Source organism: Streptomyces sp. NPDC059003 (genome assembly GCF_042740445.1).
GTDB lineage: Bacteria > Actinomycetota > Actinomycetes > Streptomycetales > Streptomycetaceae > Streptomyces.
Genome location: NZ_JBHYJH010000024.1, coordinates 1 through 26,172 on the forward strand (window position 1 = coordinate 1; position 26,172 = coordinate 26,172).

Genomic DNA, 26,172 nt, shown 5'->3' on the forward strand with positions numbered 1-26,172 from the left:
GGGCTGTTCCCCGGCGCGCCGCCGCGCCTCGCCGCTTCGGCTGCTTCGGCCGCTTCGGCCGCTTCGGCCGCTTCCCTGGTCCGCCTGCGGTGGCTCCTCCTGTCGCCGCCCGTCGGTCTGCCGCTGCCCGCCGCCCGTCACGTCCCGTCCCTGTCCGCCCGTCATGTCCCGTCCCTGCTCGCCGCTCACACGGGGTCGGCCTCGCGGACCGGCTCGCGCGCGGTGTCGGTGGGTGCGGCCTGCGCCGTCCACCGCTGTTCCTGGCGTGTGAAGAGGTATCCGGCCGACATGAGGACGACCGCCGCCATCGCCACGAGCAGCACCTTGAAGTTGACCACAGCGATGAGTCCGGCGCCGCAGGCCATGGCCAGCATCTGCGGCAGGGTCATCATGAGGTTGAACCCGGAGTAGACCCGGCCGACGAGTTCGGGCGCGGTGTGGCGCAGGCCGACCGTGGTCAGGCCGACCGCGATCCAGGGCATGCTCGCGCCGCACAGCACCATCCCGGCGGCCACGGCGGCGACCGCCGGAACGGTCTGCAGCAGCGCACCGGCGGCGAAGGCCGCCATGCCGAGGGCGACCAGCATGCCCTCGCCGATGCGCCGCCCGATGCGGGCCGCCGTGAGCCCGGCCGCGATGGCGCCCGCGCCCTGCCCGGCGAGCAGCACGCCGAGGAAGGACGGGGCCCGTCCGAGGCCGTCGTCGACGACGGCGAGTCCGACCGTCTCGGCCAGGCCCATGGCGACCATCGTGAGCGCGCACGCGATGGTGAGCTGGCGCAGGACGACCGTCCGCGCGAGGTGTCGTACGCCTTCGCTGATCTCCCGGAGCCAGCTGTCGCCGCTGCGCTCCGGTGCGCTCTCCCGGTGCCGGACCGCCGTCAGGAAGCCGACGGCGGCCAGCATCAGCGCGATGTTGACGGCCACCACGGCGTGCGCGCCGAGTGCCGCGTACAGCCCGGCCCCCGCGATCGGGGAGATCAGGCGCAGGCCCTGCTTGACCGTCTGCGTCAGCGCGTTGGCGTCGGCGAGCTGGTCCTCCGGCACGAGCACGCGCAGGAAGGCCGCCTGTGCCGGGTCCACGAAGCTGAACGAGAGGCCGTAGAGCAGCATCACCACGTAGATGAGCCAGATCTGCCCGCTGTCCTGGACCAGGAGCAGCGACGCCACCACGGCGGCCGTACCGAGGTACAGGCCCATGAGGAGCGGGCGCCTGCGGTGCCGGTCGGCGGTCATGCCGCCGACCGGTGCGCAGAGCGTCCCCACGATCACCAGGAAGAAGGTGAACGCGGCGGCGGAGTTGCTGCCGGTCAGCTCCTTGACCCAGATGCCCGCCACGAGCCAGAGCATCGTGTCGCCGAGGATCGCGCAGAGCTGTCCCAGGATGAACCATCGGACAGTGCGGTCGGCCAGGAGCCGTCCCATGCGGTGTGCTTCCTTTCTGAAGGGTTACGCGGCTGAGGGGTCACGCGCCGCCGTCGAGGGCCTGGGCGAGGCCCTCGGTGAGGCCTTCTGCGAGGACCGGGCCGAGCGCGGCGGCCCCCTCGGGTCCGAGCAGGTCGGCGTGGCGGCAGTCGACGCGGTGCTCCGCGATCGCGCCCGCCACGTACGGCTGCCAGGCCTCCCGTGCCGTGACCGCGTCGGTCGGACGCCCGCGCGTGGCGGTGACGAACAGGACGTCGCAGTCGACGCTGCCGGGCGTGTGGTCGCGGATCAGACGGCTGCTGTGCACGGCCGTGTCGAGGACGGCCGCCACGGTGCCCTCGTCCAGGTGGAGCCGCTCGGCCTGCTCGGCGCGCAGCAGCGCGAGGACGTCGCCGCGGTCCGCGCCGCGCTCGACGAGCTCACGCACCGCGCTCCCGGCACCCGGAAGGAGGGCGGCGAGCACTTCCTCCTCGGCCTCCGCGTCGAGGACGGCCGGGTCCTTGACCGCGTCGTCGGCCGGATAGGAGTCGAGCAGCGCGAGGAATGCGACCCGCTCGCCGTCCTTCTCCAGGAGCCGCGCCATGGCGTGCGCGACGGTGCCGCCCAGCGACCAGCCGAGCAGGTGGTACGGGCCTTCCGGCTGCACGGCCCGTACGCGGGCGACATAGTCCTCGGCCATCTCCTCGATGGAGGCGGGCCGCGCGCCCGGCTCCGTGATGCCGCGCGCCTGCAGGCCGTACACCGGACGCTCCGCGCCCACGTGCCCGAGCAGAGCCGCGTAGTTCCAGCTCAGACCGAGGACGGGGTGCACGCAGAAGAGCGGTGCCGCGCTGCCGGTGGTGCGCAGGGGCAGGAGCACGTCGAGCGCGTTGTCGGCGGCTCCTTCGCCGAGCCGCGCGCCGATCCCGGCGGCGGTCGGGGTCTCGAACAGCGCCCGCAGGCCGAGTTCGGTGCCGAACGTCTCCCGGACCGCGCCCATCAGGCGTACGGCGAGCAGCGAGTGCCCGCCGAGCGCGAAGAAGTCGTCGTCGGGACCGACGTCCGGCACGCCGAGCGCGTCGGCGAACAGCGAGCAGAGCACCAGCTCCTGCGGAGTGCCCGGGGCGCGCCCCGCCCCCGCACGCCCGGCCGGCAGCACGGGCGCGGGCAGGGCCCGCTTGTCCAGCTTCCCGTTGGATGTGGTCGGCAGGGCGTCGAGGGCCACGAAGGCCGAGGGCACCATGTAGTCGGGCAGCAGCCCCAGGGCGTACGCGCGCAGCCCGGCCGCGTCCGCCGTGTCCGCCGCGTCGGGCGTCGCCGGTACGACGTACGCCACCAGTCGCTTGTCCCCCGGCCGGTCCTCACGGACGACGACGGCCGCCTGCCGCACGGTCTCGTGCCGCAGCAGTACGGCTTCGATCTCGCCGGGTTCGATGCGGAAGCCGCGCAGCTTGACCTGGTCGTCGGCGCGGCCCACGAACACCAGCTGGCCGTCGGCGCCCCAACGCACCAAGTCGCCGGTGCGGTACATGCGCTCGCCTGAGGCGTACGGGTCGGCCACGAAACGCTCCGCCGTCAGACCAGGCCGCTTGAGATAGCCGCGCGCCAACGCCTCACCCGAGACATACAGCTCACCCACAACACCTTGCGGGACCACACGCAGGTGCGCGTCCAGGACATACAGGCGCGTGTTCCACACCGGACGGCCGATCGGAACCGTGCCACCCGTGACCCCGGTACCAGGACCGAAGGTGACCTGGATAGTGGTCTCCGTCGGCCCGTACAAGTTGACCGGCTGCACACCCCACACATCCACGGCGGACGCGGCCAGCGAGGACCGCAACGGCTCACCACCGGCGAACACCCGCCGCAACGACATGACTTCAGCCGCCTGCGGCACCTCAAGGACGGCCGCGAGCAGGGTGGGCACGAACTGCGCCACCGTCACCGCCCGCTCCCGCATGAAAGCGACCAGCCGCTCCGGCTCCTTGGCCACACCGTCAGAGGCCACGACTACCGCAGCCCCCGACACCAGCGGCAGCCACGACTCCCACACCGCCGCGTCAAACCCCGGCGACGTACGAGCCAGCACCCGATCCCCAGACCTGACCCCGAACTCGGCCCGCATCCACACCATGTGATTCACCGCGCCACGCTGGGTCACCACCACACCCTTGGGCCGACCCGTCGACCCAGACGTGTAGATGACATACGCGCCGTCCTCACCCGAAACCGCAGGCAAATCCGTAGGCGCGGGCTCTCCGGAGCCCAGGGCAACGCGAGGGTGGACCGACGGGACAACACCCGCCGACTCCTCCACCACAACCACCGCGACCGGCCGCGCCTCATCAAGCACCGCAGCAATGCGCTCCGCAGGCAGACCCACGTCCAACGGCAACCACGCCGCACCCGACAGCGCCACACCCACCTGCGCCACCACCCAGCCCACCGAGCGCGGCACCACCACACCCACAACCGAGCCAGCGCCAGCACCACACGTCACAAGCCGCGAAGCCAAAGCACCCGCCTCGGCCCACAACTCGGCGTACGACAACGTGGACTCACCATCCACCACAGCCACCGCATCCGGCCGCGCCGCAACCCGCTCCCGCAGCAGCGACACCAGCGTCGCCTCCTCCGGGACCTCGGTCGCGTTCCCCGCGCCCCACGCGGCCAGTTGGCCGCGCTCGTGCTCCGTGAGCAGGTCCACGGCGCTCATACGGGCCTCGGGGTCCGCCACGGCGACGGCCAGGAAGCGGCCGAACGAGGCCGCGAGGAACCGCGCCGTGTCGGCGTCGAAGAGGTCGGCGGAGTATTCGAGCTCGCCGTCCAGGTCCTGCCCCAGCGTGAGGGACAGGTCGAACTTAGCGGCCGTGGCGGCGACGGGTTCGGGGCGGGCGGTGAGGCCGTCGAGTTCGGTGTCCGGCACCTCCGTGTTCTGGAGGGTGAGCATGACCTGGAAGAGCGGGTGCCGGGCCATGGACCGTACCGGGTTGAGAGCCTCCACGAGGCGCTCGAAGGGCAGGTCCTGGTGGGCGTACGCGCTCAGGTCGCTGTCCCTGACCCGCTCAAGCAAGGTGTGGAACGTGGGGTCGCCCGACACGTCGGTGCGCAGCACCAGCGTGTTCACGAAGAAGCCCACCAGGTCGTGGGTTGCTTCGTCGGTGCGCCCGGCGACGGGCGTGCCGATCGGGATGTCGTCGCCGCCGCCGAGGGCCGTCAGCCAGCCGGCGAGGGCGGCCTGGAGCACCATGAAGACGCTGGTGTGCGTCTGCCGGGCCAGGTCGGTCACGCGCTCGCGCACGTCGGCGTCGACGTGCAGCGGCACGCTGCCGCCCCGGCCCGTGGACTGCGCGGGCCGCGGCCGGTCGGCCGGCAGGGTGAGCTCTTCCGGCAGGCCGGCCAGTGCCTCGGTCCAGTAGGCGAGTTGGCGGGCGGCCAGGCTGTCGGGGTCGTGCTCGTCGCCGAGCAGCTCGCGCTGCCACAGGGTGTAGTCGGCGTACTGCACGGGCAGTTCGGCCCACTCGGGGGCCGCGCCCGCACGACGGGCCGCGTACGCCGTGGTGAGGTCGCGGACGAGCGGGGCCGTGGACCAGCCGTCGGTGACGATGTGGTGCAGGACGAGGAGCAGGACGTGCTCGTCGTCCGCCAGCCGGAACACGGTGGCGCGCAGCGGCGGCCGCTCGGTGATGTCGAAGGTGTCCGCGGCCGCACGGGCCAGCTCCGCACGCAGCGCGTCCTCGTCGGGTACGCCCGCGAGATCGCGTACGTCCATGAGGTGGCGTACGTCCGTGAGGTGCACCTCGAGCTCGATCGCGTCCGCCGCCCGCACGACCTGGTGCGGCTCGCCCCCGGACTCGGGGAAGACGGTGCGCAGGCTCTCGTGCCGGGCCACGACGTCGGCGAGCGCCGTGCGGAGCGCGTCGACGTCGAGGGCGCCGGTCAGGCGCAGCGCCATCGGCACGTTGTAGGTGGGCGTGGGTCCGGTGAAGGCCTCCAGGAACCACAGGCGCTGCTGGGCGAAGGAGAGCGGGAGGCGCTCGGGGCGTGCGGCGGGGAGCAGGGCGGGGCGCCCCGTCTCGTGCCGCTCGTCCAGGGCCGTGGCGAGCGCGGCGACGGTGGGCGCTTCGAAGAGCGTCCGCAGCGGCATCTCCGTACCGAGGACGGTGCGGATCCGGCTCGCGAGGCGCGTGGCGAGCAGCGAGTGGCCGCCGAGCGCGAAGAAGCTGTCGTCGATGCCGACGCCCGGTACGCCGAGGACCTCGGCGAACAGGCCGCACAGGATCTCCTCGCGGGGGGTGCGCGGGGCGCGCCCGGCCTCGGTGGGCGCGAACTCCGGCTCGGGCAGGGCCTTGCGGTTGACCTTGCCGTTGGGCATCAGCGGCAGGGCGTCGAGCGCCATGAACGCGGACGGCACCATGTAGTCGGGCAGGCTCGCGGCGAGGCGTTCGCGCAGGGCGGCGACGCGGTCGCGGGTGCCGACGGCGTAGGCGACGAGGCGCTTGTCGCCCGCTTCGTCCTGGTGCAGGCGTACGACGGCCTTGCCGATGCCGGGCTCCGCCTCGATGGCGGCCTCGATCTCGCCGAGTTCGATGCGGAAGCCGCGCAGCTTGACCTGGTCGTCGGCGCGCCCGAGGAAGACGAGCTGCCCGTCGGCGCCCCAGCGCACCAGGTCGCCGGTGCGGTACATCCGCTCGCCCGTCGCGAACGGGTCGGCCACGAAGCGCTCGGCCGTCAGACCCGGGCGCTTGAGGTAGCCGCGCGCCAACCCCGTCCCCGATACGTAGAGTTCGCCGACGACGCCCGGCGGGACCAGGCGCAGGCCGTGGTCGAGGACGTAGACGCGCTTGTTCCAGATGGGGCGGCCGATGGGCGGGATCGTGGGGTCGGCGATCGGGTCGCTCATCGACGCGCACACCGTGGCCTCGGTCGGGCCGTACGAGTTGATCATGCGGCGGTCGCGGTACCAGCGCCGCACCAGTGCGGGCGAGCTGGCCTCGCCGCCGACGATCAGGGTGCCGCCTTCGGGCAGTGATCCGTCGGGCATGACGGCGAGTCCGGCGGGCGGCAGGTCGATGTGGGTGATGCCCTGCTCCGCGACGAGCTCGACGAGCGGGTCGCCCGGCATCATGCGCTCTAGCGGGGCGATGACCACGCGGGCGCCGCTGAGCAGCGCGGACCACACCTCGGAGACATGACTGTCGAAGCTGAGCGAGGAGAACTGCAGGACACGGCTCTCCGGCTTGGTCGCGTACCACTCGACCTTGGACCAGCCGAGGCTGGGCAGGCCCGCGTGCGGCACGACGACGCCCTTGGGGCGGCCCGTGGAGCCCGAGGTGTAGATCAGGTACGCCGGGTGGTGGGCGCGCAGCGGCGCGGTCCGTTCGGTGTCGTCCGGGTCCGTGCCGGCGTACTCGGCGAGTTCCGCGCGCAGGGCGGGCTCGTCGAGGACGACCGTGGTCCGCCCGTCGAGCGGCAGCCGTCCGGCCACCTCGGACACGGTGACGACGAGCGCCGGGTCGGCGTCGTCGAGCATGTACGCGATGCGGTCGGCCGGGTACTCGGGGTCGACCGGCAGATAGGCGGCGCCGGACTTCAGGACGGCGAGCAGCGTCACGAGCATCCGCTCGCTGCGCGGCATCGCCATGGCCACGAAGCGCTCCGGGCCCGCGCCGCGCGCCACGAGGAGCCGGGCGAGCCGGTTCACTTCGGCGTTCAGCGTCGCGTACGACAGCTCCGTGCCCTCGTAGGCCACGGCCACGGAGTCCGGGGAGCGGCGCACCTGCTCCTGGAAGAGCTCGTGGATGAGCCCGTCGGGGATGTCCCTGCGGGTGTCGTTCCACTGGTTCAGGAGCAGGTCGCGCTCCGCGGCAGTGGTGAGGTCGTGGTGCGCGACGCGCTCGTCGGGTGCGGCGCACACGGCCGTCAGAAAGGCGGCGAGCCGGTCCGCGAACGCCTGGGCCGTCGCGCGGTCGTACAGGTCGGCGGAGTAGTCGACACAGCCGGTGATGCCGCCGGGCGCGCCGTCGGCGAAGGTCTCCCCCACGTCCACGGAGAGGTCGAACTTGGCGCCGCCGCGCGGCAGTTGCTCGGGCGCGACGCGCAGGCCCGGCAGGTCCACCGTCGGCAGGTCGGTGTTCTGGAAGGCGAGCATGACCTGGAACAGCGGGTGGCGGCCCAGGGAGCGGACGGGGTTGAGGACCTCCACCAGGCGCTCGAACGGCACGTCCTGGTGCGCGAACGCGGCCAGGTCCGACTCCCGCACACGACCGATCAGTTCACGGAAGGTGGGGTCGCCGGACACGTCGGTGCGCAGCACCAGCGTGTTCACGAAGAACCCGACCGCGTCCTCCAACGCCTCGTCCGTGCGGCCCGCCACCGGGGAGCCGATCGGCACGTCGTCCCCCGCCCCGAGGCGGGCGAGGAGCGCGGCGAGCGCCGCCTGCAGAATCATGAAGACGCTGGCGCCGCTGTCCTGGGCGAGCTCCGCGAGGCGGGCGTGCACGTCGGCGGGGAGCGCGAAGGGCACGCTGCCGCCCCGGTCGCTGCCCACGACCGGGCGCACGCGGTCGCCAGGCAGGGTCACTTCCTCCGGGAGGCCCGCGAGGGCGGCTTCCCAGTACGCGATCTGCCGCGCGAGGACGCTCTCGGCGTCGCTCTCGTCGCCGAGCAGCTCGCGCTGCCACAGCGCGTAGTCCACGTACTGCACCGGCAGCGGCTGCCACGCCGGAACCTGACCCTCGGCACGCGCCGCGTACGCCACCGACACATCCCGCGCCAGCGGCGCGAGCGACCAGCCGTCGCCCGCCACATGGTGCAGCACCAGGAGCAGCACATGGCTGTCCTCCGCGAGCGAGAACAGCACGACCCGCAGCGGCAGCTCCGCCGCGAGGTCGAAGCCTTCCTGGACGGCGGCGCGCAGCGCGTCCGCGAGGCGGTCCTCGGCGAGGTCCGTGAGGGTGAGCGGCACGGTCGCGGCCGTGGTGGCGCGCACCACCTGCTCCGGTTCGCCGTCCCGCTCGGGGAAGACGGTGCGCAGGCTCTCGTGCCGTGCCAGGACGTCGGCGAGCGCGGCGCGCAGGGCCTCGCGGTCGAGGCGGCCGGTCAGGCGCAGGGCGAGGGGCATGTTGTACGCGCCGCTGCCCGGCTCCAGACGGTTGAGGAACCACAGGCGGCGCTGGGCGTACGAGAGCGGGAGCCGCTCGGGCCGTGCGGCCGGGAGCAGGGCGGGGCGCCCCGTCTCGGGCCGCTCGTCCAGGGCCGTGGCGAGCGCGGCCACGGTCGGGGCCTCGAAGAGCGCCCGCAGCGGCATCTCGACGCCGACGGCGGTACGGACGCGGCTGGCGAGCCGGGTCGCGAGCAGCGAGTGCCCGCCCAGGGCGAAGAAGTTGTTGTCCACGCCGACGCGCCGCTCGTCCAGGCCGAGTACGTCCGCGAACAGGGCGCGCAGCACTTCCTCGCGCGGCGTCGCGGGCGCGCGGCCCGCCTCGGTAGGCGCGAACTCGGGTGCGGGGAGGGCCTTGCGGTCGACCTTGCCGTTGGACAGCAGGGGGAAGGCGTCGAGGGCCACGAAGAGCGACGGCAGCATGTACTCGGGCAGCGTCCGGGCCAGGGCCGCGCGTAGGTCGGCCGTGGGGTCCGTCGCGCCGACGACGTAGGCGACGAGGTGCTGCTCGCCCGCGGGTGTCGCCTGCGGAGCCACGACGGCGCGGGACACGCCGTCCAGGGCTTCGATGGCGGCTTCGATCTCGCCGGGTTCGATGCGGAAGCCGCGCAGCTTGACCTGGTCGTCGGCGCGGCCGACGAACACCAGCTGACCGTCGGCACCCCAACGCACCAGGTCACCGGTGCGGTACATCCGCTCACCCATCGCGAACGGGTCGGCCACGAAGCGCTCCGCCGTCAGACCCGGGCGCTGGAGGTAGCCGCGCGCCAACGCCTCACCGGAGACATACAGTTCGCCCACAACGCCCTGCGGGACCAGACGCAGGTGCGCGTCCAGGACGTACAGACGCGTGTTCCACACCGGACGGCCGATCGGAACCGTGCCGCCGTCCACGCCCGTGCCGGTGCCGAAGGTGACCTGAATGGTCGTCTCCGTCGGCCCGTACAAGTTGACCGGCTGCACACCCCACACGTCCACGGTGGACCCGGCCAGCGAGGACCGCAACGGCTCACCACCGGCGAACACCCGCCGCAGCGAAGTGACTTCACGAGCCTGCGGCACCTCAAGAACAGCAGCCAGCAGCGTCGGTACGAACTGCGCCACCGTCACCGCCCGCTCCCGCATGAAAGCGACCAGCCGCTCCGGCTCCTTGGCCACCTCGTCAGAGGCCACGCACACCGTGGCACCCGACACCAGCGGCAGCCACGACTCCCACACCGCCGCGTCAAAGCCCGGCGACGTACGAGCCAGCACACGGTCCCCGGCCCCGACCCCGAACTCGGCCCGCATCCACACCATGTGATTCACCGCGCCGCGCTGGGTCACCACCACACCCTTGGGCCGACCCGTCGACCCCGACGTGTAGATCACATATGCGCCGTCCTCACCCGACACGGCGGGAAGCTCGACACTGCCCGCACGCTCGTGGTCCAGAGCGACGTGGACGAGACCCGGCGGCACCATCCCCGCCGTCTCCTCCACCACAACCACCGCGACCGGCCGCGCCTCATCAAGCACCGATGCGATGCGCTCCGCAGGCAGACCCGCGTCCAACGGCAACCACGCCGCACCCGACAGCGCCACACCCACCTGCGCCACCACCCAGTCGACCGAGCGCGGCACCACCACACCCACGACCGAGCCAGCGCCAGCGCCGGACACCGCAAGCCGCGAGGCCAAAGCACCCGCCTCGGCCCACAACTCGGCGTACGACAGCGTGGACTCACCATCCACCACAGCCACCGCATCCGGCCGCGCCGCAACCTGCTCCTGCAGCAGCGACACCAGCGTCGCCTCCTCCGGGACAGCGACCTGGTTGCCCTGGCCTGCGGTGAGCAGGCCTGCGCGTTCGCCGTCCGTGAGGAGTTCGAACGCGCCGAGGCGGCGGTCCGCGTTCTGGGCGGCGGCCGTGAGGAAGGAGGTGAGCCGGTCGGCGATGCCCTGTGCCGTTGCCCGGTCGAAGAGGTCGGTGGCGAAGTCGACGGTGCCTTCCATGCCCGCGACGGCGCCGTTCTCGTCGTACCGCTCGCGCAGGTTGACCATGAGGTCGAACTTCGCGGCGACGGGTGCGCCCGGCCCCTCCTCGACGCGCAGGCCGGGGAGGTCCACGACGGGGAGTTCGGTGTTCTGGAAGGCCAGCATGACCTGGAACAGCGGATGGCGGCCCAGAGAGCGCACCGGGTTCAGGACCTCCACCAGGCGCTCGAACGGCACGTCCTGGTGCGCGAACGCCGCCAGGTCCGACTCCCGCACACGACCGACCAGTTCACGGAAGGTCGGGTCGCCCGACACATCGGTGCGCAGCACCAGCGTGTTCACGAAGAAGCCCACCGCGTCCTCCAAGGCCTCGTCCGCACGGCCCGCCACCGGGGAGCCGATCGGCACGTCGTGCCCGGCGCCCAGGCGCGAGAGCAGGCCCGCAAGGGCCGCCCGCACCACCATGAAGACACTCGCCCCGCTGGCGCGCGCGAGGTCCACGAGGTGCGCGTGCGCCTCGGCGTTCACGGTGAAGGGCACGGTGTCGGCGCGGTAGCTGGGGCGCGGGGGGCGGGGGCGGTCGACGGGGAGCGGGAGCTCCTCCGGGATGCCCGCCAACGCGTCGCGCCAGTGGGCGACTTGGCGTGCGAGGACGCTGTCGGGGTCACTCTCGTCGCCGAGGAGTTCCTGCTGCCACAGGGCGTAGTCCGCGTACTGCACCGGCAGCGGCTCCCAGCCGGGCGCCCGGCCCTCGGCGCGGGCCGCGTACGCCACCGACACGTCCCGCGCCAGCGGGGCGAGGGACCAGCCATCGCCCGCCACATGGTGCAGGACAAGGACCAGGACGTGGCTGTCCGGTCCTGTGGCGCACAGGCGGGCGTACACGGGCAGGTCGGCGGCGAGGTCGAAGCGGTGCCGTGCGGCCTCGGCGAGCTCCGCCGCCAGGTCGTCCTCGGCGCACTCGCGTACGTCGAAGGGCACGGTCGCGCGGTCCAGGGGCAGGACGACCTGGTGCGGTTCGCCGTCGGTCTCGGCGAAGACGGTGCGCAGGCTCTCGTGGCGTTCGACGACGTCGGCGAGGGCCGCGCGCAGTGCCGCACGGTCCAGGCGGCCCGTCAGACGCAGCGCGAGCGGCATGTTGTAGGCGTCGCCGCCCGGCTCCAGGCGGTCGAGGAACCACAGGCGGCGCTGGCCGACCGAGAGCGGGAGGCGCTCGGGGCGCGGGGTGACGGCGCGCACGGCGGGACGGGACCCGGTGGCGCCGTGGCGCACGACGGCGGCGAGGCCCGCGACGGTCGGGGTGTCGAAGACGGCGCGCAGCGGCAGCTCGACGTCGAGGGCGGAGCGGACGCGGGCGATCAGGCGGGTGGCGAGCAGCGAGTGGCCGCCGAGCGCGAAGAAGTCGTCGTCGGCGCCGACCGAGGTGGCGCCGAGGAGCTCGGCGAAGATGGCGCAGAGGGCTTCTTCGGTGGCGTTCGCCGGGGCCCGGCCGGTGCTCGCCGAGGTGAACTCGGGGGCGGGCAGCGCCTTGCGGTCGAGCTTGCCGCTCGGGGTCAGGGGCACGGCGTCGAGGGCGATGACGGCGGACGGGACCATGTAGTCGGGGAGTGCCGTGGCCGCGTGGGCGCGCAGCGCGGCCTCGTCGCCGGGGGCGTCGCCGTGCACGTACGCGACGAGGAGCTGGTCGCCCGCGGCGCGCTCGTGGACGACGACGGTCGCCCAGGAGACGCCGGGTGCGGCGGCGAGCACGGCCGCGATCTCGTCGAGTTCGACGCGCAGGCCGCGCAGCTTGACCTGGTGGTCGGCGCGGCCGATGAAGACGAGCCGGCTGTGGCGGTCCCAGCGGACGAGGTCTCCGGTGCGGTACATGCGGGCGCCGGTAGCGAACGGGCTGGCGACGAAGCGCTCGGCGGTCAGGGCGGGCCGTCCTGCGTAGCCGCGGGCGAGCTGGTCGCCGGCGAGGTACAGCTCCCCGGTGACGCCGGGCGGTACGGGGCGCAGGGCGCGGTCGAGGACGTACACCTGGGTGTTCCACACGGGGCGGCCGATGGGGACGGTGCCGCCGGTGTCCTCGGGGGACGCGGGGTGGGAGGTGACGTCGACGGCGGCCTCGGTGGGGCCGTACAGGTTGTGAAGGTCGGCGCCGAGGGTGTCGCGGAAGCGGGCGGCCAGGTCGGTGGGCAGGGCCTCGCCGCTGCACACCACGTGGCGCAGGCTCGTGCAGGCGGCGCTGGTCGGCTCGTCGACGAAGGCGTGCAGCATGGACGGCACGAAGTGGGTCAGGGTGACGCCGTGGCGCTGGATGGTCGCGGCGATCCTGGCCGGGTCGCGGTGCGCGCCGGGCTCGGCCATGACGAGGGCCGCGCCGGACAGCAGCGGCAGGAAGAACTCCCACACGGACACGTCGAAGCTGGACGGCGTCTTCTGCAGCACGCGGTCGGCGGCGTGCACGCCGTACTCGGCGCGCATCCACAGGAGCCGGTTGACGATCGCGTCGTGCGGGACGGCGACGCCCTTGGGGCGGCCCGTGGAGCCCGACGTGTAGATCATGTACGCGGCGTTGCGGGGCCGCAGGGCGGTGGTGCGCTCGGCGTCGGTCAGGTCGTGGGCGGCGTGCCGCTCGAGGAGGGCGCGCAGGGCGGGGTCGTCGAGGGCCAGGGGTGCGGGCGCCTGAGGCAGCTGGGCCGCCAGGTCGCCGCTGGTGAGGACGGCGACGGGGGCCGCGTCGGCCAGCATGTACGCGATGCGGTCGGCCGGGTAGTCCGGGTCGACGGGCACGTAGGCCGCGCCGGACTTGAGGACGGCGAGGAGGGCGACCATCAGCTCGACGGAGCGGGGCACGGCGAGCGCGACGGTCGTCTCGGGTCCTGCGCCCAGGCCGACGAGGTGGCGGGCCAGCTGGTTGGCCCGCGCGGAGAGCTCACGGTAGGTGAGGGTCGTTCCGCCGAAGACGAGGGCGGGGGCGTCGGGGGTGCGGGCGGCCTGCTCCTCGATGACGGACACCAGGGTGGTGGCGGGGACCTCGCTTGCGGTGTCGTTCACGTCGGCGAGGACGCGGCGGTCCGCCGGTGTGGCGATGTCGTGCTCGGCGAGCGGCAGGTCCGGCGCGGCGCACACCGCGGCCAGGAAGGCGGCGAGCCGGTCGGCGAACGCCTGGACCGTCTCGTGGTCGTACAGGTCGGCGGAGTAGTCGACGCAGCCCGTGATGCCGCCGGGCGCGCCCGCGGCGTAGCTCTCCCCCACTTCGATGTGCAGGTCGAACTTGGCTCCCGTGCGCGGCAGTTGCTCGGGTGCGACGCGCAGGCCCGGCAGGTCCACGACGGGCAGCTCGGTGTTCTGGAAGGCCAGCATGACCTGGAAGAGGGGGTGGCGGCCCCTGGACCGGGCCGGGTTCAGCGCCTCGACCAGGCGCTCGAACGGTACGTCCTGGTGGGCGAAGGCGGCGAGGTCGGAGGCGCGGACGCGGCCGAGGAGTTCGCGGAAGGTGGGGTCGCCGGACACGTCGGTGCGCAGCACCAGCGTGTTCACGAAGAAGCCGACGACGTCCTCGAGGTCCTCCTCCGTGCGGCCCGCCATGGGGGAGCCGATCGGCACGTCCTCGCCCGCGCCGAGCCGGGCGAGGAGCGCGGCCAGGGCCGCCTGCACCGCCATGAAGACGCTCGCCCCGCTTGCCCGCGCGAGGTCAGCGAGGCGCGCGTGCACGGCGGCGTCCACGGCGAAGGGGACGCTGCCGGAGCGTTCGCTGCTCACGGCGGGGCGCGTCCGGTCGCCCGGCAGGCCCACCTCGTCCGGCAGCTCGGCGAGGGCGTCGCGCCAGAAGGCGGTCTGACGCGCCATCAGGCTGTCGGGGTCGGCGTCGTCGCCGAGGAGCTCCTGCTGCCACAGGGCGTAGTCCGCGTACTGCACGGGCAGCGGCTCCCAGCCGGGCGCCCGGCCCTCGGCGCGGGCCGCGTACGCCACCGACACGTCCCGGGCCAGCGGTGCGAGGGACCAGCCGTCACCCGCGACGTGGTGCAGGACCAGGAGCAGGACATGGCTGTCCGGTCCTGTCGCGTGGAGCACGACCCGCAGGGGCAGGTCGGTGGCCAGGTCGAAGCGGTGACCGGCCTCGGCGGTCAGCGCCGCCTGCAGCTCCTCCTCGGAGCAGGACCGTTCGACGATGTCGAGCCGCACCTTGTCCATGCGCAGGATGCGCTGGCGCGGCTCGCCGTCGCGCTCGGGCAGGACGGTGCGCAGGCTCTCGTGGCGTTCGACGACGTCGGTGAGGGCGGCCTTGAGCGCCGCGCGGTCGAGGCGGCCCGTCAGGCGCAGCGCCAGCGGCATGTTGTAGAGCGCCGTGCCGTCCTGGAGGCGGTTGAGGAACCAGAGGCGGCGCTGGGCGTACGAGAGCGGGATCATTCGTCCTCCTCGGGACGGCGCATGCGGCGCAGGACCGGACGGCTGGAGCGGCCCTGCTCCGTGGTGGTGCTTGCTGCGGTGGCGGCGGCCTGCGCGAGGCGGGCGACCGTGGGGTGTTCGAACAGGGCGCCGAGCGGCAGGTCCACGCCGAGGGCGGCGCGGATGCGGCTGATCACGCGGGTGGCGAGCAGGGAGTGGCCGCCGAGGACGAAGAAGTCGTCGTCGACGCCGACCCGCTCCAGGCCGAGGACCTCGGCGACGATGCCCGCCAGGGTCTCCTCGCGGTGGTCGCGCGGGGCCCGGTAGGCGGTGTGCTCGTCCGCGCGGACGTCGGGCGCGGGCAGCGCGGCCCGGTCGAGCTTGCCGCTCGGGGTGAGCGGCAGCGCGTCCAGGGTGATCAGGTGCGCGGGCACCATGTAGCCGGGCAGGGCGCGTGCGGCGTGCTCGCGCAGGGCGCCGGCGAGTCCGGCGTCCGGGGTGCCCTCGGGGACCACGTACGCGATCAGGCGCAGGTCTCCGGCGGGGCCCTCGGCGGCGGTGGCGACGCAGTGGGCCACGGCGGGGTGCGCGGCCAGGACGGACTCGACCTCGCCGAGTTCGATGCGGAAGCCGCGGATCTTGACCTGCTGGTCGGAGCGGCCGAGGTAGGCGAGCTGTCCGTCGCCGGTCCAGCGGACCAGGTCGCCGGTGCGGTACAGGCGCGCGCCGGGCGTGAACGGGCTGGCCACGAAGCGTTCCGCGGTCAGCGCGGGGCGGCGCAGATAGCCGCGGGCGAGTCCGGTGCCCGCGAGGTACAGCTCGCCCGCGACGCCCGGCGGGACCGGGCGCAGGTGCGCGTCGAGGACGTACACCTGGGTGTTGCGGACCGGCCGTCCGATCAGCGGTGCCTGGGTGGTGTCCGCGTCGGCGTGCCAGGCAGTGGCGTAGACGGTGGCCTCGGTGGGCCCGTAGATGTTGGCGATCCGGCAGCCGGGGACGGCGGCGCGGATGTCGGCCATGGCCTGCGCGGACAGCGCCTCGCCCGCCAGGACGACGGTGTCGGCGGTGACCTTGCCCGCGGCGCCGCTGAGGACGCCCGCGAACGCCGAGGGCACACCGCTGAGCAACGTGCCGTCCCAGCGGGGCCGTTCGCCGAGGGCGAGCAGGTCCCGGACGATCTCGACGCGGCCGCCGCAGGCCAGGGGCCCGAACAGCTCGAAGACGGAGACGTCGAAGTTGAGGGACGTGGCGCACAGCGTCCTCGCGAGCCGCTGCGGGCCGAACTCCTCGACCGCCCACAGCGCGAGGTTCACGGCGTTCTCGTGCGGCACCACCACACCCTTGGGCGTGCCGGTCGAGCCGGAGGTGTAGATGGCGTACGCGGGGTGGCCGGGGCGCAGCGGGGCGCGGCGTTCGGCGTCGGTGAGCGGCGTGGCCGGGCGCGCGGCGACGGCTGCGGCCGTGTGCGGGTCGTCGAGGACCAGGCGCGGCACCTCGGCGGTGGCGATCCGGGTGTCCGCCGTGGTGATGACGAGTGCCGGGCGGGCGTCGCCCAGGATGTGGGCGATCCGTTCGGCGGGGTAGGCCGGGTCCACCGGGACGTACGCGGCGCCCGCCTTGAGCACGGCGAGGACGGCGACCAGGGTCGCGGCGGTGCGGGGCAGCGCGAGGGCGACGAAGTCCTCGGGGCCCGCGCCCTGTTCGACGAGGTGGCGGGCGAGCCGGTTGGCCCGCTCGTCCAGCTCCCGGTAGGTCAGGGTGGTGTCCGCCGCGAGGACCGCTTCGGCGTCCGGGGTGCGGACCGCCTGCGCCTCCACGAGGGCGTGCAGTGTGGCGGGCGGGTTCGCGCGGGCCGTGGCGTTCCAGCCCTCGACGATCAGGGTGTGCTGGTCGGGCGCGAGCACGGGGGCCTGGCCGAGCGGGCGGTCGGGGGCGGCCGCGGCCGCTTCGAGGAGGCGCGCGAACGACGCGACGAGGCCTTCGACGGTGGCGGCGTCGAACAGGTCCGTGGCGTACTCCACCTCGCCCTCGATGCCCAGGGCGGCGCCGTCGTCGGCGTACCGCTCGGTGAGGCTGAAGGCCAGGTCGAACTTGGCGGACGCGGCACCGGCCGGCTCGATGGCCGCGTCGAGCCCCGCGAGGCCGACGTCGGCCGCCGTGGTGTTCTGGAACGTCAGCATCGTCTGGAACAGCGGGTGCCGGGCCATGGAGCGGGCCGGGTTGAGCTGCTCCACCAGGTGCTCGAACGGCACGTCCTGGTGCGCGAACGCCGCCAGGTCGGCGTCGCGGACCCGGCCGAGCAGGTCACGGAAGGTGGGGTCGCCCGACACGTCGGTGCGCAGCACCAGCGTGTTGACGAAGAAGCCGACGAGGTCGTCGAGCGCGACGTCGGTGCGCCCGGCCACGGACGTGCCGAGCACGATGTCGGTGCCCGCGCCCCACCGCGACAGGAGCGCGGCGAGCCCGGCCTGGACGGCCATGAAGGGGCTTGCGCCGCCGTCGCGGGCGAGCCGCACCAGGGCGGCGTGGGTGTCGGGGCCGAACCGCACGGGCACGGTCGCGCCCCGGTGGCTCGCGGTGCGGGGGCGCGGCCGGTCGTAGGGGAGCTGGAGTTCGTCGGGGGCGCCGGCCAGCTCGGCGCGCCAGAACGCGGTCTGGCGTGCGGCCAGGCTGTCCGGGTCCGCTTCGTCGCCGAGCAGTTCGCGCTGCCACAGGGTGTAGTCGGCGTACTGCACGGGCAGCGGCTGCCAGGCCGGGGATCCGCCCCGGGCGCGGGCCGCGTACGCGAGGGAGATGTCCCGGGCGAGCGGGCGCATGGACCAGCCGTCTGCGGCGATGTGGTGCACGACGAGCAGCAGGACGTGCTCGTCGGCGCCGATGCCGAACAGATGGGCGCGCAGCGGGAGTTCGCCGGTGAGGTCGAACTTGCGGGCGATGGCGGCGGCCAGCTCGTCGTCGAGGCGGGCGGCCGGGCAGTCGCGGACCTCCGGCGCCACGGGGCCCGCGGGGCGCACCAGTTGGTGCGGTTCGCCGTCGGTCTCGGGGAAGACGGTGCGCAGGCTCTCGTGCCGCGCCACGACGTCGGTGAGCGCCGCCTCCAGCGCCGCCCGGTCGAGGGCGCCGCGCACGCGCACGGCGAGCGGCATGTGATAGGCGGTGGAGCCGTCCTCGAGGCGGTTGAGGAACCACAGGCGGCGCTGGGCGTACGACAGGGGTACGGCCGCGGGCCGGTCCGTGGCGGTGAGTGGCGGCCTCGCGTCCCCGTCCGTGCCGTCGATGCGGGCCGCGAGCGCCGCCACGGTGGGCTGCTCGAACAGGTCCTTGATCTGCACCTCGGCGCCGAGCTCGGCGCGGATGCGGCTGGTGAGCCGGGTGGCGAGCAGGGAGTGCCCGCCGAGGTCGAGGAAGCTGTCGTCGATGCCGACCCGCTCCACACCGAGCACGTCGGCGAAGAGCGCGCACAGCGCGGACTCGCGCTCGGTGCGGGGCGCGCGGCTGCTCGCGGCGGCCTCGAAGCCGGGGCGCGGCAGCGCCTTGCGGTCGAGCTTGCCGCTGGGTGTCAGCGGCCAGCTTTCGAGGGTGAGGAACGCCGCGGGCACCATGTGGGCGGGGAGCTCTGCGGCGAGGTGCGCGCGCAGGTCCTCAGCGGCGGTGGCGCCATCGGCGGGCAGGTCGTCGCCGACGGGCAGTACGTACGCCACGAGCCTGCCGTCCACGACGGCCACGGCCGCCTGTCCGACGGTCGGGTGCGCGCTCAGCGCGGCCTCGATCTCGCCGAGTTCGACGCGCTGGCCGCGGATCTTGACCTGGTGGTCGGAGCGCCCGGCGTAGCGCACGCTGCCCTCGGCGTCCCACGACCCGAGGTCGCCGGTGCGGTACATGCGGGTGCCGGGCGGGCCGTAGGGGTCGGCCACGAAGCGCTCGGCGGTCAGGCCGCGCCGGTCGAGGTAGCCGCGGGCGAGCTGGGCGCCCGCCAGGTAGAGCTCGCCGGTGACGCCCGGGGGCACGGGGCGCAGGGCCGCGTCCAGGACGCGGATCTGCGTGTTCCACACGGGGCGGCCGATCGGCACGGTGCGCGGCACGTCCTGCTGCGGGCAGGTCCAGTGGGTGACGTCGACGGCGGCTTCGGTCGGCCCGTACAGGTTGTGCAGCGGGGCGCCGGAGATCTGCCGGAAGTCCTCGACGAGGTCGGCGGGCAGGGCCTCGCCGCTGCTGAAGACGCGGCGCAGGCCCGTGCGGCCCCGGGCGGCGGGCTCGTCGGTGAAGGCACGCAGCATCGACGGCACGAAGTGCACGGTGGTGACGCCGGTGTCCTGGATCAGACGGGCGAGCAGCGCCGGTTCGCGGTGCGCTCCGGGCGGCGCGACGACGATGGCGGCGCCGCTGATCAGCGGCCAGAAGAACTCCCACACCGACACGTCGAAGCTCGACGGGGTCTTCTGGAGCACCCGGTCGGTGGCGTCGAGGCCGTACTGGTGCTGCATCCACACCAGGCGGTTGACGATCGCGGCGTGCTCCACGACCACGCCCTTGGGGCGGCCGGTGGAACCGGAGGTGTAGATGACGTACGCGGGAGTGCGGCCGGTGGGCCGGTCCGCGTCCGGGTCGGTGTCCGGGCAGGACCCTACGCGCGCCAGGGCGTCGTCGCTGTCGAGGGCCAACGCCGGTGTGCCGGCGGGCAGTCGGGGTGCGAGCGCGGTGCTCGTCAGGACCAGCTCCGGCGCGGCGTCGGTGAGGATCTGCTCGGTGCGCGAGGCGGGGTAGTCCGGGTCGAGCGGCACATAGGCCGCGCCGGTCTTGACGACGGCGAGCAGCGCGAGGACGAGTTCGGGCGAGCGCTCCAGGGCGACGCCGATCTTCGCCTCCGGGCGGGCTCCGCGCTCGCGCAGGTGGTGGGCGAGCTGGTTGGCGCGCGCGTTGAGTTCGGCGTACGTCCAGGTGGTGCCGTCGTGGTGGAGGGCGGGCGCGTCGGGGGTGCGGGCGGCCTGCTCCTCGACGAGGGCGGGCAGGGTGGTGTCGGGCACCGGGTGCGCGGTCGCGTTCCACTCGGTCAGGACCTGGGCGCGCTCGTCGGGGGCGAGCAGGTCGAGGCGGGCGAGCGGGGCGTCCCAGGTCCCGGCGTCGGCGAGGGCGCCGAGGAGGCGGTGCAGGCGCAGGCCGATGCGTTCGGCCTCCTCGCGGCCGAGCACGTCGGGGCGGTGGTCGAGGGCGATGCGCAGCTGCCCGCCGCTGTGGTGGCCGGGCAGCACGACGAGGCGCAGCGGGTAGTGCGCGCCGTCGCGGACGGTGACGTCGGTGATGCCGAGTCCGCCGCCGGGCAGCCGCAGCGCCGCCATGTCCACCGGGTAGTTCTCGAAGACCAGGCAGGTGTCGAACAGGGCGCCGAGCCCGGTCGCGGTGTGCAGGTCGGTGAGGGCGACGTGGTGGTGCGGGGTGAGCGCCGACTGCTCGGCCTGCACGGCACCGAACAGCTCCGCGGCGCTCGCGCCCGGCGTCGGGCGCACCCGGACCGGCACGGTGTTGATGAGCAGGCCGACGACGTCCTCGGCGCCCGGCAGGTCGGCGGGACGGCCGGAGACGGTGGCGCCGAAGAGCACGTCGTCGCGGCCGGTGAGCGCGCCGAGCAGGATGCCCCAGGCACCCTGGACCAGCGTGTTCAGGGTCAGGCCCCGGCCGCGCGCGGCGGCGAGGAGGCGCTGGGTGAGCTCGGCGGAGAAGTCGACGTCGACCCGCTCGGGCCGCTGCGGCAGGGCGGCGCCCGTGGGCGCGGCGATGAGGGTGGGTTCGTCGACTCCGGCGAGCGCGTCCGTCCAGGCGCGCAGCGTCTCGTCGTGGTCCTGGCGGGCGAGCCAGCCGAGGTGGTCGCGGAAGGGCCGCACCGCGGGGAGCGCGCCCGCGCCCTGGGTGTACAGCGTGAACAGCTCGCTCATCAGGAGCGAGGTGGACCAGCCGTCGAGGACCACGTGGTGGTTCATGAGGACGAGGACGTGCCGGTCGGCGGCGAGCCGCAGCAGTCCGAAGCGGACGAGCCGGGGCGTGGCCACGTCGAAGCGCTCGGCCAGGTCCTCGGCGAGGATCGCGTCGAGCCGGGCGCGCCGGTCCGCCGCGTCCAGGTCGCCGAGGTCCGTCTCCCGCCAGTCCAGGGGCACGTCGCGGGCCACGACCTGCGTCCAGGCGCCGTCGCCGCCGCGCTGCCGGAACGCGCTGCGCAGCGCCGGGTGGCGGCGCACCAGCTCGTGCGCGGCGCCGCGCAGCGCCGCGGCGTCCAGGGGCCCGGTGAGCTCGAAGGCGAACTGCGCGGTGTACACGTCGGCGGCCGACGTGTCGTACAGGGCGTGGAAGAGGAGCCCTTCCTGGAAGGGCGCGACGGGCAGGATGTCCTCGACGCCGCCGTACGCGGGCGTGAACTCCGCCTCCAGGGCGTCGATGTCGGCCTGTGCCAGGGCGATGAGGTCCAGGTCGGACGGTGTGTGCCCGCCCGCGCCCGGTGTCTGCGCATGGCGTACGAGGGCCGCGACGGCCCGCTGCCAGGTGTCCGCGAGCTCCTCGATCTCCTCGGCGTCGAAGAGGCCGCCGGGCCAGCGCCAGACCACGCTCAGCTCGTCGCCGTCGCCCGTCTCCTGGGCGATGACCTCGATCTCCAGGGCGTGGACGAGCGGCATCCGCGGGTCGGCGCCGCCGTGGAAGCCGTCGGCGTCGACGGTCCAGGCGTCGACAGCGTCGGCGGTGGCGACGGCCGGGGCCAGGCCGGACGTACGGCCGAGGTAGTTGAAGCCGATCTGCGGGTGCTGCCGGGCGCCGAGCACGGCGGCGGTGTCGGCGTTGAGGTACCGCAGCAGTCCGTATCCCAGTCCGTGGTGCGGCAGGCCGCGCAGGTGCTCCTTGACGTTCTTGATCAGGTCGCCCGCGGCCGCTCCCCCGGCCCAGGCGCCGTCGAGGTCGCCGGGCGCGTCGAGGCGGACCGGGTACAGGGAGGTGAACCAGCCGACGGTGCCCGTCAGATCGATGCCGGGATCCCCGAAGGACTCCGTCTCGCGGCCGTGCCCCTCGACGTCGACGCGGACCGGCCCCGCGTCACGGCCGGTGGCGCGCCGCCAGTCGGTGACGGCGAGCGTAAGGCCCGCGAGGAGCACGTCGGTGGTGCCCGCGTGGAAGGCGGCGGGCACGGTGGTGAGGAGGGGGCCCGTCAGGTCGGCAGGCAGGGTGCGGGTCAGGCGGGCCTCGGTGGCCACGGTGTCGCGGGCCGGGTCCAGGGGGAGGCGGCCCAGCGGCTGCTCGTCCTCGCCGAGGACGTCCTGCCACAGGGCGAGTTCGGCAGTGTGCTCCGGCGCGTGGGCGCGGCGTGCGGCCTGCTCGGCCCACTCCTTGAGCGGGGTGGTCAGCGGCGCGGGGTCCGGGGCCGCGCCGCGCACCTCGGCCTCGTAGGCGGCGGCGAGTTCGGGCACCAGGATGCGCCAGGAGACGCCGTCGACGCACAGGTGGTGCAGGACGAGGACGAGGCGGCCCGGCGCGTCCAGGCCGCGGTCGCACCACACCGCTTCGACGAGTGCGCCGTCGCGGGGCGCGAGGCGGCGCGCGGCGCGCTCGCGCTCCGCGTCGACGAGCGCGCGCAGGGCGTCGTCGCCGTCGGCGTGCGTGGCGTCGACGCGCGTGACGCACTCCTTGGCGGACACCGTGCCGCGCGGGGCGACGGCCAGCTGCCAGGCCCCGTCCGCGTCGGTGAGCTGCAGGCGCAGTGCGTCGTGCCGGTCGAGGAGGTGCTGCACGGCGCGGACCAGGGCCTGTTCGTCGAGGCCCGCCGGGACTCCGAGGACGGTCGCCTGGTGGAACGCGTCGACGGGGCCGCCGCGTTCGCGCAGCCACTCGACGATGGGCGTGGCGGGCACGGGCCCGGTGCCCGCGTCCGGGTCGCGCTCGACCGCGGCCGCCTCTTCGGTGCCGCAGACGCGGGCGAGGGCGGCGACGGTACGGTGCGTGAACACGTCGCGGGGCGTGAACACCAGGCCCGCGCGGCGCGCCCGGCTGGCGAGCTGGATCGCCATGATGCTGTCGCCGCCGAGCTCGAAGAAGCCCTCGTCGGCGCCGACGGACTCGACGCCGAGCACCTGCGCGTACAGCGCGCAGAGCGCCTCCTCGGCCGGGGTCGCCGGGGCCCGCCCGGTCTCGACGGCGGCCGTGAAAACGGGCTCGGGCAGGGCCCTGCGGTCGACCTTGCCGTTGTGGGTGAGCGGCAGCGTGTCCAGGGTGACGAAGGCGGCAGGCACCATGTACGAGGGCAGGTCGCGGGCCGCGTGCGCGCGCAGGTCGTCGACGTCGAAGGCGGCGGCCTCCCCGCAGGTCTCCCCGCCGGCCTCCCCGCGGGTCTCCTCGCCCGCCTCCGCCCCGGCTTCCTCGGCGACGACGTAGGCGACGATGCGCTTGTCGCCGCGCGGGCCCGTGCGGATGTCCACGGCGGCGTGGGCGACGCGCGGGTGCGCGGCGAGCACGGACTCGATCTCGCCCGGTTCGATGCGGAAGCCCCGGATCTTCACCTGGTCGTCGGCGCGGCCCACGAACTCCAGGTCCCCGTCGGCGTTCCACCGCACCAGGTCGCCGGTGCGGTACATGCGCGTACCGTCGGCGGCGAAGGGGTCGGCGACGAAGCGCTCGGCGGTCTTGCCCGCCTGCCGGACGTAGCCGCGCGCGAGGCCGATGCCTCCGGCGTACAGCTCACCGACGCGGCCCGGCGGCACGGGCCTGAGGCCCTCGTCGAGGACGTACGTGCGCATGCCCTGGAAGGGGCGGCCGATGGGCATGGGGTCGGGCACCTCGGCGTGCGGAGGCAGCCGGTGGTACGTGATGAAGGTGGTGGCCTCGGTCGGTCCGTAGCCGTCGACGACGGTGACGTCCGGGCAGGCCTCGCGGACGCGGCGCACGGTCGCCGCGGGCACGACGTCGCCGCCCGCCCACAGCTGGTCGAGTCCCTTGAGGCAGCCGGGGTCCTCCTCGGCGACGAGCCGGAGCAGACCGGCCGTCAGCCACAGCGAGGTGACGCGGTGGCGGGCGAGGGCGGCGCCCAGGGTGGGGATGTCCAGTTCGCCGGGGGGCGCGACGACGATTTCACCGCCGCCCAGGAGCGGCACCCACAGCTCGTACGTCGCGAGGTCGAAGGCGGCCGGCGAGTGCATGAGCACCCGCTGCTGCGCGCCGCCGCGCCAGACGCTGTCGAAGGCGAGCCCGAGGATGTCCTCGTGCGTGATGGCGACGCCCTTCGCGGCGCCGGTCGAGCCCGAGGTGTACATCACGTACGCCAGCTGCGCGGGGCGGCAGACGACGGCGGGTTCGTCGACGGGCTGCCCGGCGCGGGTGGCGGGGTCGTCGACGACGACGGCGGGCACACCGAGCTCGCGGGCCCGCTCGACGGTCGTGCGGTCGCACAGCACCAGGGGCGCGCCGGTGTCCCGCGTCATGGTGCGCAGGCGCTGGTCGGGGTGGCGCAGGTCCACGGGGACGTAGCAGCCGCCCGCCTTGATGATGGCGAGCGTGGACACGACGAGGTCGACGGTGCGCTCCTGGAGCACGACGACGGGGGTCTCGTCGCGGACGCCGAGCGCGATGAGGCGGTGCGCCAACTGGTTGGCGCGCTCGTCGAGTTCGCGGTAGGTCAGGCGCTCGTCGTCGCCAGTGACGGCGGTCGCGTCGGGGGTGCGCTGGACCTGTGCGGTGAAGCGCTCGGTGAGGGTGGTGGCCGTCGGGTCCTCGCGGTGCGGGGTGCTGGCGCCGCCGGTCAGGACGTGGCGGCGCTCGGCGGGCGTGAGCAGTTCGGTGCGGCCGACCGTGGCGGTCGGGTCGGCGGCGGCCGCGCACAGGAAGGAGAGCAGGCGCTGCTGGTGTCCGGTGGCCTCGTCGGCCGTGTACGAGGCGGCGTTGGCCTCGACTTCGAGGATGATGCCGTCGCCGCCGTGGTCCTGCACGACGACGGAGAGGTCCTCGGCGGGCCCGGCGAGGTAGGTCTGGGTGCCGACGGCGTCGCCGAAGGGCAGTCCGCCGCTGAACGGCAGGATGTTGACCTGCGTCGTGAACAGGGCGTCGGTGGTGCCGAGGTCGGCGCGCATCTCCTGGAGGAGGTAGCGCTGGTGGCGCAGCGCGCGCTTGGTCTCGGCGGACGCCTGCCGCACGAGGTCGGTCCAGGGGGCGCCGGGGTCGACCTCCAGGCGCAGCGGCACGACGTTGGAGACCATGCCGGGCGTGGCGCGCAGGGCGGCGTTGGTGCGCGCGGTCACGGGCAGGCCGATGACGACGTCCCGCTCCCCCGTCATACGGTGCTGGTAGCCGGCGGTGGTGGCGATGACCAGGGCGGGCATGGCGCTGCGGGCGGCGCGCGCGGCCTGCCGCACGGCGTCCGCGTCCGCGGTGCCGATGCGTCCGACGCGGCGCGTCGCGCTGCCCGCGGGTGCCACGGGGCGGCCGGAGAGCGCGCTGGGCGCGGGCCGGTCGCGCAGCCGCTCCGCCCAGTAGGCGCGGTCCTCTTCGTACGCCGCTGAGGCGCGGTAGTCCGCGTCCTGCGCGAGGAGCTCGGACAGCGTGCCGAAGGTGCGGTCCTTCGGCTCCTCGGCGCGGGCCAGTGCCGTGTAGATCTCGGCCGCGCGGCCGCTGATGACGGCGCCGGAGTAGCCGTCCGTGACGAGGTGGTTCCCCTGGAGGTAGAGCAGGTGCCACTCCGGGGAGAGCCGGAGTACGGCGACCGTGAACAGCGGCCCTGCGACCAGGTCGACCGGGCGCTCCACGGACTCGCGCATCCACCGCTCGGCGGCCTCGCGCGGCAGCAGTTCGCCGCTGAGGTCGACGTAGGGGAGCTCCCAGTCGTCGGGGCGCTCGCGCCGGATCTGCACGGCGGTGGCGCCGCTCTCCTGGAACCGGATGCCGAGCGCCTCGGTCTCCGCGATCGCCTGCCGTGCGGCCCTCAGGAGCAGCGGGGGCGTCAACGGCCCGCGGATATCGGTGTACTGGGCGATGTTGTACGCGCTGCTCACCGAATCCAGCTGCTGCGCGAGCCACACGCCGCGCTGTGCGCGCGAAAGCGGCGAACGGTCCAGGCCAAGCATGACTAGCTCTCCCCGTAATTCCCTTGAAGCCCACTCGTCCATATGTGGACCCATTTGCTGTGCAGACGCGGCTACGCGTACGCCTCATAGGGCGCGCACATGAAAACCCGACTAATCATTGAACAATTGATTAATCGCCGGTGACGGCGACGCGGGCGGTGGCGCG

The 26,172-nt window shown here is 74.2% G+C and carries 3 protein-coding genes; all 3 read right to left on the reverse strand.

Going from position 1 to position 26,172, the window contains the following annotated elements:
• Positions 1-185: 185 nt before the first annotated feature.
• The 3 genes from ACFWZ5_RS12270 to ACFWZ5_RS12280 are packed head-to-tail and all read right to left on the reverse strand — an operon-like array spanning position 186 to position 26,006.
• Positions 186-1,424 carry an MFS transporter gene (locus ACFWZ5_RS12270; RefSeq protein WP_384796003.1) on the reverse strand — a complete coding sequence of 413 codons (1,239 nt, stop codon included), beginning with the start codon at positions 1,422-1,424 and terminating at the stop codon, positions 186-188.
• Between the two features lie 40 nt (positions 1,425-1,464).
• Entirely contained in the window at positions 1,465-14,943 is a 13,479-nt protein-coding gene (locus tag ACFWZ5_RS12275; protein WP_384796005.1) for an amino acid adenylation domain-containing protein, read from the reverse strand.
• Positions 14,940-26,006, reverse strand: a complete 11,067-nt coding sequence (locus ACFWZ5_RS12280; RefSeq protein ID WP_384796007.1) for an amino acid adenylation domain-containing protein — start codon at positions 26,004-26,006, stop codon at positions 14,940-14,942. Before ACFWZ5_RS12280 ends, ACFWZ5_RS12275 begins: the two co-directional genes overlap by 4 nt.
• Positions 26,007-26,172: the final 166 nt, after the last annotated feature.